The following is a 15,028-nucleotide window of genomic DNA, read 5'->3' on the forward strand; positions in this document are numbered from 1 at the left end:
TCAAAGCGACAGCGGCGGCTTGGCCACCATCAGCCAGAAAATCGCCAGCACGGCCAGGAACGCCGGCCAGCCCAGCGCAAACCAGATCCGCATCATGCGGTAGTAGGCCGGCGGCAATGGCGCGCCCGTATGTGCAGCGGCGCGCGCCAGTTGCGAGGCTTTCCATTGCAGCCAGACCACCGGCAGCCAGCACAGCCCGGTGAACACGTACAGCGCGATCGCCGCCTGTAGCCAGCCTGCGTGCAGATCCAGGCCCATCAGCCGCATCAACAGATAGCCGGAAATTGGCTGCACGATCACCGCCGGCGTGGTGAACAGAAAATCGGCACGTACCGTCAGGCGCGTCGCGGTGGCGATCGCCGCCACATTGCCCGTGCGATGCGTGAACCACATGAAGAACGCGGTGCCCAGACCCGTACCGAACAGCAGTGTGGACGACAGGATATGCAGGGTCTTCAGCCAGATGTAGGCATTCATCGGCGCTCATCCGTGGCGATCAGCAATGGCAGAACCACCAGCAAGGGCAGGTTTTTCAACAATCCGCCCAGCGGATCCAGCCAATGCATCGGCCATAGCGTGCCGATGCCGATGGTGTAGCCGGCCAGCATCAGCAGCATCAGTGACAGCACCACACGCGGTCGCCAGCGCAACAGGCATAGCACGCCGAGCAGCACATCGGCGCTCGCCGTGCAGCGCGCCAAGGCAAGCACGGCGCTTGCAGGCAACGCATCAACGGGTGCCGATTGCTCGACGATTTGTGCCGACACGGTCCAGCCAACCACGCCTGAAATAATCCACAGCAGCGCGACGCTGATGCGCAACACCGGCAGCAGGAAATACAGGCGTGCGTGCCAGCGATCCTGGACCTGGCTTGGCGATTCATCCAGCGCGCGAACCAGGCTTCGGGGCGAAATTCCCAGTTCCTCGTGCATGCGTGCAAGCGCCTCGGGCGTTCCGGCATTGCCTCGTTCCAGCATGCGCGCCATGGTCAATCCGAGCGGCCCGTTGCCGAAGCGTTCGCCGCATGCTGCGGCGACATCGACCAGCAATCTTGGCGTCGCCACGATGCGGGCGGAGGCAAAGCCCAGCCAGCGGCGCCACAGCAGCAGATAGTGGCGCAGCGGCATCACCTCGGGGCCGACCAGTTCGTAGGTTTGCCGCACCGCGCGCGGCGCATGGAGTGCGGCGACCACCGCTTTACCTACATCTTCTGCCGCAATGGGTTGCAGACGTTGATCGCCATGGCCCGGCAAGGGCAATACCCAAGGCAGCGCGGCCATGCCGCGCAAGAGAGAAGTGCCGCCGTACGAACCGCGTGCGCTGTACACCAGCGATGGGCGCAGGATCACCCACTCCAGGTCCAGCGTTGCCAGCGCAGCGTCGCCGCGATGTTTGGAGGCGATAAAGCGGCCATCGGCAGGTTCGCCGAGGGCGGAAATTTGCACCACGCGCCGGATGCCGCGTCGGGCAGCTGCCTGAAACAGCGCCAAGGGTGCCTGTTCGTGCACGGCATGGAAGGTTTGCGCGCTGCTTTCGCGCAGAATTCCCGCGGTATTGACGACTGCATCGATCCCGTCGAGCCGGGGCAGCCAGTGCTCGATCGCGGTATCGCGCGCCATATCGCAAGCGATCGCCGGCAGCCCGGGAAAGCGCGTGTCGATGCGCTTACTGCGTACCGCACACACCACTTCGTGGCCGGCTTCCACCAGCGCAGCCGTGATGTGTGCGCCGATAAAGCCGTACGCTCCCGTAACCAATACACGCATGTGCTGTCCTTGATGCTGTCCCCTGCGAGGAATGGGGCGGTGCCCATTCGCTCGGCATCATCGCATGCGCAGATACGCTACAACGATCAGGCGTAGCGATCGGCCAGCCGGTCGGTCGCCTGCACCAGCACATCCACGATCGCCGGTTCCGAGGCGGCATGTCCCGCCAGCACGATCCGCAATTCGGCCTCCGGCCACACCGCGGCCAGGTCGCAGGCGTTCTTGGCCGGGCAGATGATGTCGTAGCGTCCGTGCACGATGGTGGTGGGGATATGGCGCAGCTTTTCCACGTCGCGCAGCAACTGGTCGGGCGCGAGGAAGGCGTGATTGCGGAAGTAATGCGCTTCGATGCGGGCCAGGCTCAATGCCACTTCCGGCGCAGCGAAGCTGGCCTCGGTTTCCGGGCTTTCTTCCAGCGTGATACCGCCACCTTCCCAGGCGCCCCAGGCTTTGGCGGCGGCGAGACGCACTTGTTCGTCGTCGCTGCTGAGGCGCTGCCAATAGGCGTCGAGCAGGTTGCCGCGTTCCGCGGGTGGAATCGCCTCGGCGTAACGCTGCCACTTTTCCGGCAGGATCCACGATGCACCTCCTTCTTCGTAATACCAGCGCACTTCTTCGGGCCGGCACAGGAAGATGCCGCGCAGCACCAGGCCAAGCACGCGCTCCGGATGCGCTTGCGCATAGGCCAGCGCCAGCGTGGAACCCCAGGAGCCGCCGAACACTACCCAGCGCTCGATGCCGAATTGCGCGCGGATCGCCTCGATATCGGCCACCAGATGCCAGGTGGTGTTGTCGGTGAGATCGGCGAACGGCGTGGAGCGCCCCGCGCCGCGCTGATCGAACAGCACGATGCGGTAGCGCGCCGGATCGAAGAAGCGCCGGTGATAGGGCGACAGGCCCGCGCCCGGGCCGCCATGCAGGAAAATCACCGGCAGACCCTCGGGATTGCCGCACTCCTCCACATAAAGTGTGTGCAGGTTATCCACCGCGATACGATGGGTGCGGTAAGGTTCGATTTCGGGATACATCGTGCGCATGATCTGCTGATCCGATAGGGGCATGTGTAAGGGGAAAGGGCGCTGCCCGACCGTCCGGGCCGCTACGCAGAGCTGACGCAAAGCTTACCGTCTAGCCTAACGGCGGCAAAACGCGCGCGATGTTTATCGCGCGTTCGCCCAAACGAAACGCAGTGCTGGGCATACTCGGCTCGCATTCGCAGCTGGCGGGGCAGTGGGCAGCGGAATTCGCCCGGCGGCGCCAGATTGCATACCGTCCATGGCAACAGGGTGGAAAGCCGGCTGGCTTTCCGTGGCAGATATCGCGAAGGAGTAGTCCTAGTGGGCAAGCAACGTTTTCTCAGCACGTCGATCGCAACCGGCCTGTGCGCCGGCATGTTGATGGTAGCGGGCTGCAATCAGCAACCGGCACAGGATCAGGCCAATGCGCCGGCGTCGTCGGCTACTGCGCCGGCATCCTCGGCCAGCGCGGGCGCGCCGCAACAGGCTGCCTATACGCCGCCGTCGGCCGACCAGCTTTACCAGATGGTGGCGCCGATCGCCCTGTTCCCGGACAAGCTTGTCGCGCAGGTGTTGGCCGGTGCTACCTATCCCGACCAGGTCACCGCCGCCGAAACCCTGGTCACGCAGAACCCGAATCTGAAAGGCGACATGCTGCAGGCTGCCGTGCAGCCGCAGAGCTGGGATGCCAGCGTAAAAGGCCTTACCCAGTTTCCGTCGGTGCTGAGCCAGATGGCGCAGAACCTCCAGTGGACGACCGCGCTGGGCGAGGCCTACGTCAATGATCCCACCGACGTGCTCAACGCCATCCAGGTGATGCGCCAGCGCGCACGGTCGCAAGGGAACCTGCAAAGCTCGACCCAGCAGGCAGTGAGCGTGCAGCCGGTGCAGCAGGTGCAAACCAGCGAGCAGCAGGCGGGCTATGAGGTGAACAGCGAAGCGCCGCCGGTGTACAGCGGTCCGGAGGTGGTGCCGGCGCCGCAGCAGATCATTCAGATCGATCCGGCCCAGGAAGATGCGGTGTACGTGCCCAGCTACGACCCGCAAACGGTGTATGGCGGCGATGTACCGGTGTATCCCACTTACGTGTACCAGCAACCCAGCTACAGCGTCGGCGAAGTGGCGACGGTGGGCGCGGTGGCGTTCGGTGCGGCGATCCTGGTGGGCGCACTGATCGAACACAATCACCATGACTATGGCGGTGGTGGCTGGCATTCCTGGGGCATGAACTGGGGTGGCGGCTACCAGGGCGGTGGTTACCCGGGTGGCGGTTATGGCGGCGGCGGTGGTGGCGGCTGGCATCGCCCGGCCGTGGTCTACAACAACCAGACCTATGTCTCGCGCTCGACCACGGTGGTCAATCGCTATACCAACATCACCAACGTCACCAACAACCGCTACGTCAACAATAGCCGCACCATCAACAACAACAACGTTACTAACAACAACAACGTCACCAACAACTACGCCAACAACCACAACCAGTTCAATCGCAACGTCACCAACAACGTGACCAACAACCATGCGGCGGCGCAGCCGATGAGCGTGCCGAACTTCGCGCGTGCCGGTTATCCGGCTGCGCAGGTGCCGCATCCGGCCGCCGCGCCTGAGCAGCATCCGGGAGCCGCGGCGCGCTTCGCGCAGGAGCCGCGTCCGGCGGCCGAGGCACAGCGTCCGGGGCTTGCTCCGCACCCGCAGCCGGCCCAGGCGCCACAGCAGCGGGGCTTTACGCCGCAGCATCCGCAGGAAGCGTTCCGCCAGGCCCAGCCGCAAGCCCATCCGCAACCGGCGCCGCAGCAGGAACACGCGCAGCCGGCGTTCCATCCGGCGCCGCAGGCTCAGCCGCATCCGCAGCCGGCAGCGCGTCCGGCGCCGCAGCAGGAGCATGCGCAGCCGGCGTTCCATCCGGCGCCGCAAGCTCAGCCGCGTCCGCAACCGGCAGCGCGTCCGGCGCCGCAGCAAGAGCACGCGCAACCGGCATTCCATCCCGCGCCGGCTCCGCATGCCGAACCGCCGCGCCCGCAGGCGCATCCGGCTCCGCAGCAGCATCCGCAGCCGCCCAAGAAGAAAGACGAGAATCACTGACGCACCACCCCGCAACCCCCTGCCGATGCAGGGGGTTGTTGTTTGCGGCGATCGCGATCAGTCGTCCGGCAGCGTGCGCGCGGCATCCCACATGGCGCGCGTGATGGCGCGATTCGCATGCGGTGTCTGCAAGACGATCAAGGTGGTGGTGCTGATGCTGGAATGGATTTTCAGCAGGCGGTCGAGCACTGCCTCCAGATGCGTGATCGACATCGCAACCACGCGCAGCAGCGCCGAATCCTCGCCGGCCAGGCGACGGCAATCGAGTACCTCGGGTACGTTCTCTACGATCTTGCCGATGCGCGCGCAGATACCGCCGTCGCAGCGCAGGCGCACCATCGCGTCGATGCCATAACCCAGGCGTTTGGGCTCGATCACGGCGCGGTAGCCGGTGATCACGCCGGCTTCTTCCAGCCGTTTCACACGCTCGGCTACCGCCGGGGCGGACAGGCGCACTTTGCGTCCCAGCTCGGCATAGCCCAGGCGTGCGTCACGCTGCAGAGCTTCCAACAATTGCCAATCCTTGGCGTCCCAATCGGGTTTCGATTCGTAGGTAGTAGGCATAGATTGATACTTCGATCGATGGCGAAATATGCGAGGTGGCTTCGGGTGCATTATTCCTCGGCCATCGACGTAAGACTAGGATTTATCCATTCCCTCCCCGCGGAACCTGTATGGACAGTACCGAGCGCCTTGACGGGCGCGCTTTGATTTACATCGCCATCGCCCTGGTCACCTGGTCATCGGCCTATGCCGCCATCGCCTATGCGCTGACGTCGTTTACGCCGGGCGAAGTGGCGCTGGCGCGGCTGCTGATCGGGTCGCTCTGCTTTGCGATGCTGATGTGGGCCAAGCGTGTGCCGATGCCGCAGCGCAAGGACTGGCCGCAGCTGGCGGTGCTGGGCGTCACCGGCCTCACCGTCTATCACCTGTGCCTCAATTACGCGGAAACACGCATCGCCAGCGGCACCGCGGCGATCATCATTTCGCTGGTGCCGGCGGCTACCGCTACGCTTTCGGCACTGTGGATCGGCGAGCGCATCAGCACGCGCCGCATGTTCGGACTGGGCATTGCGCTGCTGGGCGTGGTGCTGGTCGTGCTGGCCAGTGGCAAGCAGGTAAAACTGCAACCGATGGCAGGACTGGTGCTGATCAGCGTGATTGCCTCGGCGGTGTTTTTTGTCGGACAGAAGCCGCTGTTTACGCGCAACAGCATGATCGGCGTTACAGCGTTTGGTTTCTTTGCGGGCACGCTGGGCGCACTGCCGTTCGGCCTGGGCCTGCCGCATGCGCTGGCAGCGGCGCCGTGGGTGCATATTGCCGCCCTGTTGTGGCTGGGCATTGCGCCGACGTTCGTGGGTTATTTGACCTGGAACGCAGCCTTGCGCCGCGCGTCGGCATCGCAGGTTTCCAGTTTTATCTACCTGTCGCCGCCGATCGCGGTGTTCATCAGCTGGGTCTGGCTGGGCGAACAGCCGGGCTGGCTCACTCTGATCGGCGGTGTGATTACCGTAGGCGGCGTCGCGCTGGCCAATGCCAAGCGTCGGACGCCTGTCGCATCGGCATCGATCGCGCCGGCGCCGGTCAAGCAGGCTTGAAACCATTCTTCGAGAGGGGATTGCCGTGTATACGCTCTACATCGCCAACAAGAATTACTCGTCCTGGTCGTTGCGGCCGTGGATCCTGCTGACGCAGCTGGGCATTGCGTTCGACGAAAAGCTCACGCCTTTTCTCGGCACCTCATCGAGCTGGTCGGCGTTCCGCGCCTTTTCGCCTACCGGCAAGGTGCCGTGCCTGCATGACGGCGATATCGCCGTGTGGGATTCGCTGTCGATTGCCGAATACGTGGCCGAACAGCATCCGGGCGCATGGCCGACGGATGCGCGCGCACGTGCCTGGGCGCGCAGTGCGGCAGCGGAAATGCATTCGGGTTTCGAGGCCTTGCGTTCGCATTGCCCGATGAATTGCGGCATTCGCCTGCAATTGAATGCGCAGCCGCCAGCACTGACGCGCGATCTGGCGCGCCTGCAGGAATTGTGGAGCGAGGGTTTTGATCGCTTCGGCGGTCCGTATCTTGCCGGTGCGGCATTCAGTGCCGTGGATGCGTTCTATGCGCCGGTGGTGTTTCGCATCCAGAGTTACCAGCTGGCAGTAGATGATCGGGTCGGCGCCTATGTGCAACACATGCTCGCGTTGCCCGGCATGCGCAGCTGGTATGGCGCGGCCTTGAAGGAAACCTGGCGCGATCCGGATCACGAAGAGGAAACTCTGCGCCAGGGCGTCTTGCTGCAGGATTTGCGCGCAGCGTAAAACTCACGCCGGCACCTGCCGCGCTGGTGGCAGGTGCCGAGGTCGGATCAAAGCTTGTAGGCGCGATGGATCGCCACGATGCCGTTGCTGAGATTGCGCACTTCCACGCGGCCGAAGCCGGCCTGTTCCATCATGCTCTTCAGCGTGTCCTGGTCCGGATGCTTGCGGATCGATTCGGCCAGGTATTGGTAGCTGTCCGCATCGCCGGCAAACAGCTGGCCCAGCTTGGGCAGCACCTGGAACGAATGGAAATCGTAGAGCTTGCCGAACAGCTCGCTCTGCACCTTGGAGAATTCCAGCACCAGCGCCCGCCCGCCGGGCTTGAGCACGCGGCAGATATCGGCCAGCGCCTTGTCCTTGTCGGTGACGTTGCGCAGGCCGAAGGCCATCGTTACGGCATCGAAGGTGTTGTCCGGGAAAGGCAGCACTTCGGCATTCATCTGCGCCCAGCGTAGGCCGGACACTTGGCCGCGGTTGGTCAGCCGGTCGCGGCCCACGTTGAGCATGGCGGCATTGATATCGCCCACCACCACGTCGCCTTCCTCGCCCACTACCGGCTTGATCAGCGCGGCGATATCGCCGGTACCGCCGGCCAGATCCAGCACCCGGTCGCCACGGCGAATGCCGCTGACCGCCACGAAATGGCGCTTCCACAGGCGATGCACGCCGAACGACATCAGGTCGTTCATCAGATCGTAGCTGCGGGCGACCGAGGTAAAGACCTGGCCGACCAGTTTTTGCTTCTCCGCCACCGGTACGTCGCGGAATCCGAAATGGGTAGTGGGCTTTTCGCTCATGCCGATATGGTATCCGATGACCAAAGGAAATAAGCCATTCTTATGTTTCAGATAGGCAACATGAAGTGGCCTGATGGCTGCAGGCGGCGTAGCCTTCCGGCTGGCGCAACCTGCGCTTCGCCTCGGGAGCAAGCATGAAACCTTCCATTCTGTTGTTGTCCTGTGCCGCTGGCCTGCTGGTCTGCGGGGTTGCCGCCGCGCAGACCGCACCGCAAGCGATCGCGGCCGCCGGCGCTTACCATCCGCTGCCCAAGGCTGCCTACCAGCCGGATCGCAACGCGACCTACAAAGTGGTCTTCGCGCTGACCAAGGCGGCGGACAAGCCGGACCAGGTCAATCCCGGGATCGAGCGCGTGGCGCGTACGGTGAATCTCTATGTGGCCTCCGGCGTGCCGCTCGATCACCTGAAATTCGTGGCGGTGGCCTATGGCGCTGCCACCGGGCTGGTGCTGGATGACGAGCACTACAAGGCACAGTTCGGCACCGCCAACCCCAATCTCGCCGTGATCAGCCAGCTGCACAAGGCCGGCGTGGATGTGGCGGTATGCGGCCAGGCGATGGCCGAACATCACTATCCCGCCGAGTGGGCGGCCAAGGATGTCACGCTGAGCCTGTCCGCTCTCACCACCATCACCGAACTGGAGCAGCAGGGCTACGCCCTGATGCCGCTGTAACACCGGGAGATTGGGATGTCGCCATTGTCGAATCGCCACCGGCTATGCGTCCTGCTGGCCGGCCTGTTCACGGCCGCCTGCGCACTGGCCCAGACCGCGCAGACTGATTACCTGCCGCCGTGGAATCCGCCGCCTGCCGGCGGCGTGTCCTTCGCCGTACCGCCGTTCGATGCAATTGCCGACCTGCACGGCGACATCGTCGATCCGCAGCTCACGGTGTTCTTCGCCGGCAATCAGTTCATGGTGGTGCACGACCTGGTGGAAGCGTTCAAGCAACGCTATCCGCAATACCAGCGCGTCTACGTGGAAACCTTGCCGCCGGGCATCCTGGCCAAGCAGATCGAAACCGGTTCGCTGGTGATGGGCAATCTGCGCATTGCGCTGAAGCCGGATATCTACAGCAATGGCAAAGGTTCGATCGCCGATCTGCAAAAGCAGCACAACTGGTTTGCCGACACCGCCGACTATGCGCGCAATCCGCTGGCGATCCTGGTGGCCAAGGGCAATCCCAAGCAGGTGCACGGGCTGAAGGATCTGGGCCGCGCCGATGTGCGCGTCAGCATGCCCAACCCGCAGTGGGAAGGCATCGCCAAACAGATCGAAGCCAGCTATCGCAAGGCCGGCGGCGATGCCCTGGACCACGCCATCATGGCCGACAAGGTGAAGGACGGCAGCACCTACCTCACCCGCATCCATCATCGCGAATCGCCGCTGCGTGTGTTGCAGGGAGCATCGGATGCGGCGCCGGTGTGGTCGACCGAAGCGTACTTCCAGCAGCAGGTATTGCACCGGCCGGTGGAAACGATCGCGATACCTGCCGAGCAGAACGTTACCGCCACCTATACCGCCGCGCGCATGAAGGATGCGCCGCATGCGCAGGCCGCAAAGGATTTCCTGGCCTTCATGACCTCGGCCCCAGCGCAGGCGATCTATCGCAAATACGGCTTCCAGCCGCCGCAGCCATGAACAGCTTGCGCATTGCCACCATGCTGGCTTGCGTGCTGTTCGCGGGCAGCGCACTGGCCGATAACTCCGGCGGCGCCACTATCGCGCGGCAAGGCAATGGCCATGGCGCTGCGCCCTGCATGGCTTGCCATGGCGCAGACGGCGGTGGCCAGGCCGCGGCAGGCTTTCCCCGTCTGGCCGGTTTGCCGCAGGCGTATCTGCGCAAGCAGCTGGAAGATTTCGCCAACGGCACTCGCGCCAACGCCACCATGCAGCCGGTAGCCGGTGCGTTGACGGATGCCGAGCGCGACGCGGTAGTGGCCTATTACGCCCATTTGCCGATCCCGACCCCGGCCCCTGTAGCGGCGCCGACTGGTGATGTAGCAGCGCGCGGGCAAACGCTGGCTACGCGTGGACGCTGGTCTGATGGCCTGCCCGCGTGCGAACAATGCCATGGCCCCGGCGGTATCGGCGTGGGTGATCACTTTCCGCCGCTGGCAGCACAATCGGCGACGTACATCAGCAATGCCCTGCAGGCGTGGAAGCAAGGTGCGCGGCATAACGATCCGCTGCAATTGATGCAGCACGTGGCTACCAGCCTGAGCGATGCGGATATCGCCGCGATCAGCGCCTGGTACGCCGCGCAGCCTGCCACGCCGCCGAAGGAGCCGCAGTCATGAAATCGAAGCGCTTGATGCTGGCCCTGTCCGCGCTGCTGTTGGCCGCCTGCGATCATCCGGCGCCGCAAGCCGCCGCGCCGACGGCAACGCCGCCGGCGCCTGCGGCATCCACTGCAAAAAGCGCTGCGCAGTTCCAGCCGCCCGCCGATTCAAGCATTCCCAACGACGATTTCGGCAAGCAGATCGCCCTGGGCAGGGAGATCTTTATCGATCCGGGCCGCTACGCCAAAGCCTATGTCGGCAATCAGCTGAGCTGCGAAAACTGCCACCTGGATGCCGGACGCCTCGCGCATTCCGCGCCGCTGTGGGGTGCGTATCCGATGTATCCGGCCTACCGCAGCAAGAACCACAAGGTGAATACGTTCGCCGAGCGCCTGCAGGGCTGCTTCAACTACAGCATGAACGGCAAGGCGCCGCCGTTGGGCGATCCGGTGCTGGTGGCGCTGGAAAGCTACGCGTACTGGATGTCCAGGAACGCACCGATCGGCACTTCCTTGCCCGGCCGCGGTTATCCGAAGCTGGCCAAACCGGCACAAGCGCCGGACTATGCGCGCGGCGAAACGGTATACAAGCGCGATTGCGCGCTATGCCACGGCGACAACGGCCAGGGCCAGCAAGCGGCGGGGCGCACCGTGTTTCCGCCGCTCTGGGGCGCGCAGTCGTTCAACTGGGGCGCCGGCATGGAGCAGGTCAACAACGCCGCCGGCTTTATCAAGGCCAATATGCCGCTGAGCCGCGGCAACACGCTTACCGACCAGGATGCATGGGACGTGGCGTATTTCATGGATGCGCACGAGCGCCCGCAGGATCCGCGCTACAGCGGCTCCATACCCGCCACGCGCACCTCGTTCCACGACACGCCGGATTCGCTTTACGGCGCTACCGTCAATGGGCACTTGCTGGGGCAGGGCACCAATCAGCCGTAAGCGAGCTAATGTCGTTTCGCAAAAACATGCGACAGCTCGGTGCAAGCGTGAGCGGTACATCCGCCACATGCACGGCGCTGCTGAAATCACTTAGCATGCAAACAGAACAGGGGCCTTCAAGCAGCGCAACAAGACGCTGCGTCGCATAAGGGAGCGACGCGCCGGACAATCCGACGCATCGCCTGCAACAGATCAGTCGCTTGGGGCGACTGAGTGCCTTGTAAGCGAGTGGCGCCTGCTGGGCAGGATGGAAGCCGTGTGCATCCGTCTTTGTAGAGCACACCAGGGGATCGAGGGATCGATGATGAAAGATTCGCACTCGCGTCATTCGCCGGGCAGGCATCTGCATGCCTGTCATGGGCCATTGCCTGCGTACCATCCATTGTTCGCGACACGGCTGCCGCGCGGCCGCTGACGTAACCATTTACAGACTTTTCTACGACGACGCCATGGAGCGTCCGTTGTACGTGCGTGAATTCATTTCGAACAGGGGATTTTGCTGATGCATCTGCCAACTCGCCAACACGTTTTAGCGCTATCCGTAGTGATGGCTTTGACGGCTTCGCTGAGTGCATGTGGAGGTGGCGGAGGAGGTGGCAACAGCAATGTGCGTCCTTCTGTGGGAACGCCATCGCCGACTCCAGCGCCAGCCCCCGCCCCCGCACCAGCCCCAACCCCTTCACCGGCGCCCGCACCTCCTCCGACCCCTTTGGCCAGCCCCACGCCATTGCCGACACCCGTCGTTCCGTATTACACGCCGCTGATGAGTCAGCTTTCGCCGGAAAACGTACAGAATGCTTGGGCAGTAGGTGGCACTCTAACTGGCAACCAGGGACAGGGAGTGAAGGTTGGCATCATCGATTCCGGCGTTGATGCAAGTAATCCCGCATTACTCAATCGCATTACATGGTTCAAAGACTATACAAACTCGAGTAATACGACACCGCAGGATGCCTACGGTCACGGCACCGTAATGGCGGAAATCATCGGTGGCGTTGCGGTTTCCGACGGTAATCCCCTTGATTTCTACGTGGGCGGTGTCGCGCCGCAGGCTTCGTTGTATGTCGCGAAACTTGGTGACAGCACGAGTCTTATCAATACCACTCTGGCACCTCAAGCTTTGATCGATTTGGCCAATCAAGGCGTTCAGCTGATCAATAACTCCTATGGCAGCGCGGTGCAGATCACCAGCGTTACCGCAACGAGTCCGCAAGTAACGCAGGATTATTCTCTGTATCAATGGAGCTTGAAGAGTTCTCTCAACGGCGAGCTTATGGTTTGGGCCGCTGGCAACGATGGCCATCCGCAACCGAGTGTGGAAGCGGGCTTGCCTTATTACGAGCCTAGCCTGAAAAACAACTGGCTAACCGTGGTCAACGTCTCCTTGAATGCAAGCGGACAAGTAACCGGGCTTGATGCAGATGCAACATCCAATGCCTGTGGTGTAGCTGCGCCGTGGTGCCTGGCTGCCGCCGGATATACCTATTTCTCGCCAGTATCCAACACTGCATTCTCGACCGGGGCTGCTGACGGTACATCGGGGGCGGCAGCTGTGGTAACCGGAATCGCGGCACTGGTTTGGCAGCGTTTTCCCTTCTTTACGCCCAGCAATGTGCAGCAGACCTTGCTTGGCACAGCAACCAATCTGGGGAGCCCTGCCTTTTACGGATACGGGCTGGTCAATGCGCAAGCCGCCGTCAATGGTCCGGGGCAATTGAACTGGGGTGTTTTCGACGTAAATATGCCTGCCGGTTCGTCAGCGATATTTGCGAACAATATGACCGGCACCGGTTCTATCCAGCTTGATGGAGATGGCACCCTCGCTCTGGCTGGCCGCAGCAACATCGGTGGCATCGTAATAAACGGGGGCGTGCTCGATGTTGGCGGCTATCTTGATCAAGGGACGTACCTGGCATCAGGCAGCGTTACGCTACCGAGCGCGGCAATCGTCAACAATGGCGAAATCAATGTCATCGGGGCATTGAACGCGGACGTTACGCTTGGGAGCGGAGGTGCCTTGGATGGTGTCCCGTACAGTGTGCTCAACGGCAACGTCACCAGCAGCGGCTGGGTGAAGACGGCGGGAGGCGGGGTCTACATCAACGGCAACTACACAGCGTTGGCGGGTACTGCCGCGACCACCGAAATCCAGATGGGGTATCCGCTGATGGTTGCGGGTGTCGCGACACTTAACAGTACTGCCCTGCAAATCGACTTTCCTGCAGGCTATATCGCTGCCGGCCAACAAGTGTTGATGCTGCAAGCCAATGGTGGCGTGATTGGTGAATTCGGGCCAGTAGGCGTAAGCAACGGTATCTATATCAATGGCAGCTTGTCTTACACCGCTACGCAGGTTGAGATGACCGTCACGCAAGCCTCGGTGTCTTCGATTGCCCAGACTTCCATGTCGCCGCTGGCGACGACTCAGCAGACGGCGCAGCACATTCAATCGGCGTTGACGCAAGCCAATCTATGGGCGGCGACCAATCCCGCCGCGCATCAAACATTCCTCGATAGTGCCATGGATTTTCTGCGCGTCTCGTCGATTCCATTGGCGGAAGCATCGATCAACAGCCTTTCCGGCCAGGAGCTGGCTTCCTCGCAGGGGCTTACCTTCGAACAGGCCGGCATCATCAACCGCAACGTGGCCGATCGCCTGGTCGACATCGAGCAAGGCAACACGCAGCAAGGCGCGTGGTTCCAGGGCACCGGTGCAGACGGCAGCATCGCGCGCAGCGGTTATGCCACTGGCAACTACAGCGGCGGCGGTTCGCTGGCCGGTTACGACGTGAAGCTGGCGGACGATTTCATGCTGGGCGTAGGCCTGGACTGGAATCATCTGAGCGCGAATTACACCTTGCAGGCCGGCACCAATACCTCACGCAGCACCGGCGCGATGCTGTATGCGAAGTGGACGACCGGCAATGCGTATGTGTCGGGCCGCATCGGCGAAGACTGGATCCACAGCGATACCAGCCGCTGGGGCGTGCTGGGCGTGGTGCCGGCGGCGATCACCAGTTCGCGCAACGACACGATGACGTCGGCATATCTGGAAGGGGGCTACAACTTCAGATCCGATGCGTGGACGACGACGCCGTTTGTCTCGGCTGGCGACGAACATCTGGATCGTGCTGCGATCAACGAGCAAGGTGCGGGCGGCTTCGGTATCGCCGCGCCGGGCGAAGACTTCAATCAGAGCTATGCGCAAGTCGGTGCGCGCCTGGCGTATCGCTGGAATTGGGGCGCGGGTGAGCTGTCGTTGAAAGGCTATGCCTTGTATCAGCGCATCCTGGGCGGTCGCGATCTGGGTTTCACGGCTGCCTATGCCGGTGCACCGGCGGCGACCTTCCAGCTGGAAGGCGTGAACACGGCGCGCAACAGCGAGTGGGTGGGTGCGGGTGTTAATGCCATGATGAATCAGCATTGGTCGTGGTACGTGGATCTGGACGGCCAGTTCGCCAGCGGCGGTACCCGGGCACGCACCATCAGCGCCGGCGCCCGCTACCGGTTCTGATTGGGCCGCCGCGGCGCCGCATGGCTTGTTCGCAAGTTTGTGCGGCGCCGGTTGCCTGTCAGCGGACGTCATTTCGCTGACTCTCCGCGCCACCTGGGGAGTGCCAGGGTGACGCGCCGGGCACCATCTTAGAAAGGCGCGATAAGTCGCGGTCCGGCTTCGTCTTGTAGCGCAAGCTTGTACGCACGGGCGCCGCCGGCCTTCACGCCAGCGTGAAGAGAAAGCCCCGTTTCCGGGGCTTTTCTGAACAGGCTGAACAAAAAAAGCCTAGAAAAGCGCTGGCATCCACCTTGCTTCAACCCTCCCCAGGTTTTG

General features: G+C 63.0%; 13 protein-coding genes. 8 read left to right on the plus strand and 5 right to left on the minus strand.

The window, feature by feature from the left end:
- From IGX34_RS07150 to pip, 3 genes are all read right to left on the minus strand, one after another.
- A complete protein-coding gene (locus IGX34_RS07150; RefSeq protein WP_192555024.1) occupies nucleotides 1-477 on the minus strand; it encodes a DUF2269 family protein in 477 nt (158 codons plus the stop codon).
- A complete protein-coding gene (locus tag IGX34_RS07155) occupies nucleotides 474-1,766 on the minus strand; it encodes an SDR family oxidoreductase (protein WP_192555025.1) in 1,293 nt (430 codons plus the stop codon). Before IGX34_RS07155 ends, IGX34_RS07150 begins: the two co-directional genes overlap by 4 nt.
- Nucleotides 1,767-1,852: 86 nt before the next feature.
- Entirely contained in the window at nucleotides 1,853-2,803 is a 951-nt protein-coding gene (pip, locus tag IGX34_RS07160) for a prolyl aminopeptidase (protein WP_192555026.1), read from the minus strand.
- 300 nt (nucleotides 2,804-3,103) lie between these two features.
- Here pip and IGX34_RS07165 point away from each other — a divergent pair, with 300 nt between their 5' ends.
- Complete coding sequence (locus IGX34_RS07165) at nucleotides 3,104-4,867, plus strand: DUF3300 domain-containing protein (protein ID WP_338015430.1); 1,764 nt, start codon at nucleotides 3,104-3,106, stop codon at nucleotides 4,865-4,867.
- Nucleotides 4,868-4,924: 57 nt separating this feature from the next.
- Here the strand turns inward: IGX34_RS07165 and IGX34_RS07170 are convergent, their stop codons facing one another.
- Entirely contained in the window at nucleotides 4,925-5,431 is a 507-nt protein-coding gene (locus IGX34_RS07170; protein WP_192555027.1) for an Lrp/AsnC family transcriptional regulator, read from the minus strand.
- A 110-nt stretch (nucleotides 5,432-5,541) separates the two neighbouring features.
- Between IGX34_RS07170 and IGX34_RS07175 the strand changes: the two genes are divergently transcribed.
- Together IGX34_RS07175 and IGX34_RS07180 are read left to right on the plus strand one after the other, a co-directional pair.
- Entirely contained in the window at nucleotides 5,542-6,465 is a 924-nt protein-coding gene (locus IGX34_RS07175; RefSeq protein WP_192555028.1) for a DMT family transporter, read from the plus strand.
- Between the two features lie 25 nt (nucleotides 6,466-6,490).
- The gene (locus IGX34_RS07180; protein WP_192555029.1) at nucleotides 6,491-7,177 is read left to right on the plus strand and encodes a glutathione S-transferase N-terminal domain-containing protein; all 687 of its coding nucleotides are present in this window, start codon (nucleotides 6,491-6,493) and stop codon (nucleotides 7,175-7,177) included.
- A gap of 47 nt (nucleotides 7,178-7,224) precedes the next feature.
- Here the strand turns inward: IGX34_RS07180 and ubiE are convergent, their stop codons facing one another.
- Entirely contained in the window at nucleotides 7,225-7,974 is a 750-nt protein-coding gene (gene ubiE / locus IGX34_RS07185) for a bifunctional demethylmenaquinone methyltransferase/2-methoxy-6-polyprenyl-1,4-benzoquinol methylase UbiE (RefSeq protein ID WP_192555030.1), read from the minus strand.
- A gap of 134 nt (nucleotides 7,975-8,108) precedes the next feature.
- Between ubiE and IGX34_RS07190 the strand changes: the two genes are divergently transcribed.
- The 5 genes from IGX34_RS07190 to IGX34_RS07210 all read left to right on the plus strand — a co-directional run bounded on the left by IGX34_RS07190 (nucleotide 8,109) and on the right by IGX34_RS07210 (nucleotide 14,713).
- Nucleotides 8,109-8,648 (plus strand): DsrE family protein, encoded by a 540-nt coding sequence (locus tag IGX34_RS07190; protein ID WP_192555031.1) that lies wholly within the window; start codon nucleotides 8,109-8,111, stop codon nucleotides 8,646-8,648.
- Nucleotides 8,649-8,663: 15 nt separating this feature from the next.
- The gene (locus IGX34_RS07195) at nucleotides 8,664-9,614 is read left to right on the plus strand and encodes a molybdate ABC transporter substrate-binding protein (RefSeq protein WP_192555032.1); all 951 of its coding nucleotides are present in this window, start codon (nucleotides 8,664-8,666) and stop codon (nucleotides 9,612-9,614) included.
- Nucleotides 9,611-10,273 carry a c-type cytochrome gene (locus tag IGX34_RS07200; RefSeq protein ID WP_192555033.1) on the plus strand — a complete coding sequence of 221 codons (663 nt, stop codon included), beginning with the start codon at nucleotides 9,611-9,613 and terminating at the stop codon, nucleotides 10,271-10,273. The genes IGX34_RS07195 and IGX34_RS07200 overlap by 4 nt, the downstream gene beginning before the upstream one ends.
- On the plus strand, nucleotides 10,270-11,199 hold the full coding sequence (locus IGX34_RS07205) for a c-type cytochrome (RefSeq protein WP_192555034.1): 930 nt from the start codon (nucleotides 10,270-10,272) through the stop codon (nucleotides 11,197-11,199). Before IGX34_RS07200 ends, IGX34_RS07205 begins: the two co-directional genes overlap by 4 nt.
- 763 nt (nucleotides 11,200-11,962) lie before the next feature.
- On the plus strand, nucleotides 11,963-14,713 hold the full coding sequence (locus IGX34_RS07210) for a S8 family serine peptidase (RefSeq protein WP_192555035.1): 2,751 nt from the start codon (nucleotides 11,963-11,965) through the stop codon (nucleotides 14,711-14,713).
- The last annotated feature ends 315 nt before the right edge of the window (nucleotides 14,714-15,028 follow it).

Origin of the sequence: Dyella acidiphila, assembly GCF_014863405.1 — a bacterium.
Lineage (GTDB): Bacteria > Pseudomonadota > Gammaproteobacteria > Xanthomonadales > Rhodanobacteraceae > Dyella_B > Dyella_B acidiphila.

Excerpts from the sequence above, each read along its gene's own strand:
- pip (WP_192555026.1), bottom strand. The coding sequence starts at position 2,803 with ATGCGCACGATGTATCCCGAAATCGAACCTTACCGCACCCATCGTATC.
- IGX34_RS07175 (WP_192555028.1), top strand. The coding sequence starts at position 5,542 with ATGGACAGTACCGAGCGCCTTGACGGGCGCGCTTTGATTTACATCGCC.
- IGX34_RS07195 (WP_192555032.1), top strand. The coding sequence starts at position 8,664 with ATGTCGCCATTGTCGAATCGCCACCGGCTATGCGTCCTGCTGGCCGGC.
- IGX34_RS07210 (WP_192555035.1), top strand. The coding sequence starts at position 11,963 with ATGAGTCAGCTTTCGCCGGAAAACGTACAGAATGCTTGGGCAGTAGGT.
- ubiE (WP_192555030.1), bottom strand. The coding sequence starts at position 7,974 with ATGAGCGAAAAGCCCACTACCCATTTCGGATTCCGCGACGTACCGGTG.
- IGX34_RS07200 (WP_192555033.1), top strand. The coding sequence starts at position 9,611 with ATGAACAGCTTGCGCATTGCCACCATGCTGGCTTGCGTGCTGTTCGCG.
- IGX34_RS07170 (WP_192555027.1), bottom strand. The coding sequence starts at position 5,431 with ATGCCTACTACCTACGAATCGAAACCCGATTGGGACGCCAAGGATTGG.
- IGX34_RS07205 (WP_192555034.1), top strand. The coding sequence starts at position 10,270 with ATGAAATCGAAGCGCTTGATGCTGGCCCTGTCCGCGCTGCTGTTGGCC.
- IGX34_RS07150 (WP_192555024.1), bottom strand. The coding sequence starts at position 477 with ATGAATGCCTACATCTGGCTGAAGACCCTGCATATCCTGTCGTCCACA.
- IGX34_RS07190 (WP_192555031.1), top strand. The coding sequence starts at position 8,109 with ATGAAACCTTCCATTCTGTTGTTGTCCTGTGCCGCTGGCCTGCTGGTC.
- IGX34_RS07155 (WP_192555025.1), bottom strand. The coding sequence starts at position 1,766 with ATGCGTGTATTGGTTACGGGAGCGTACGGCTTTATCGGCGCACACATC.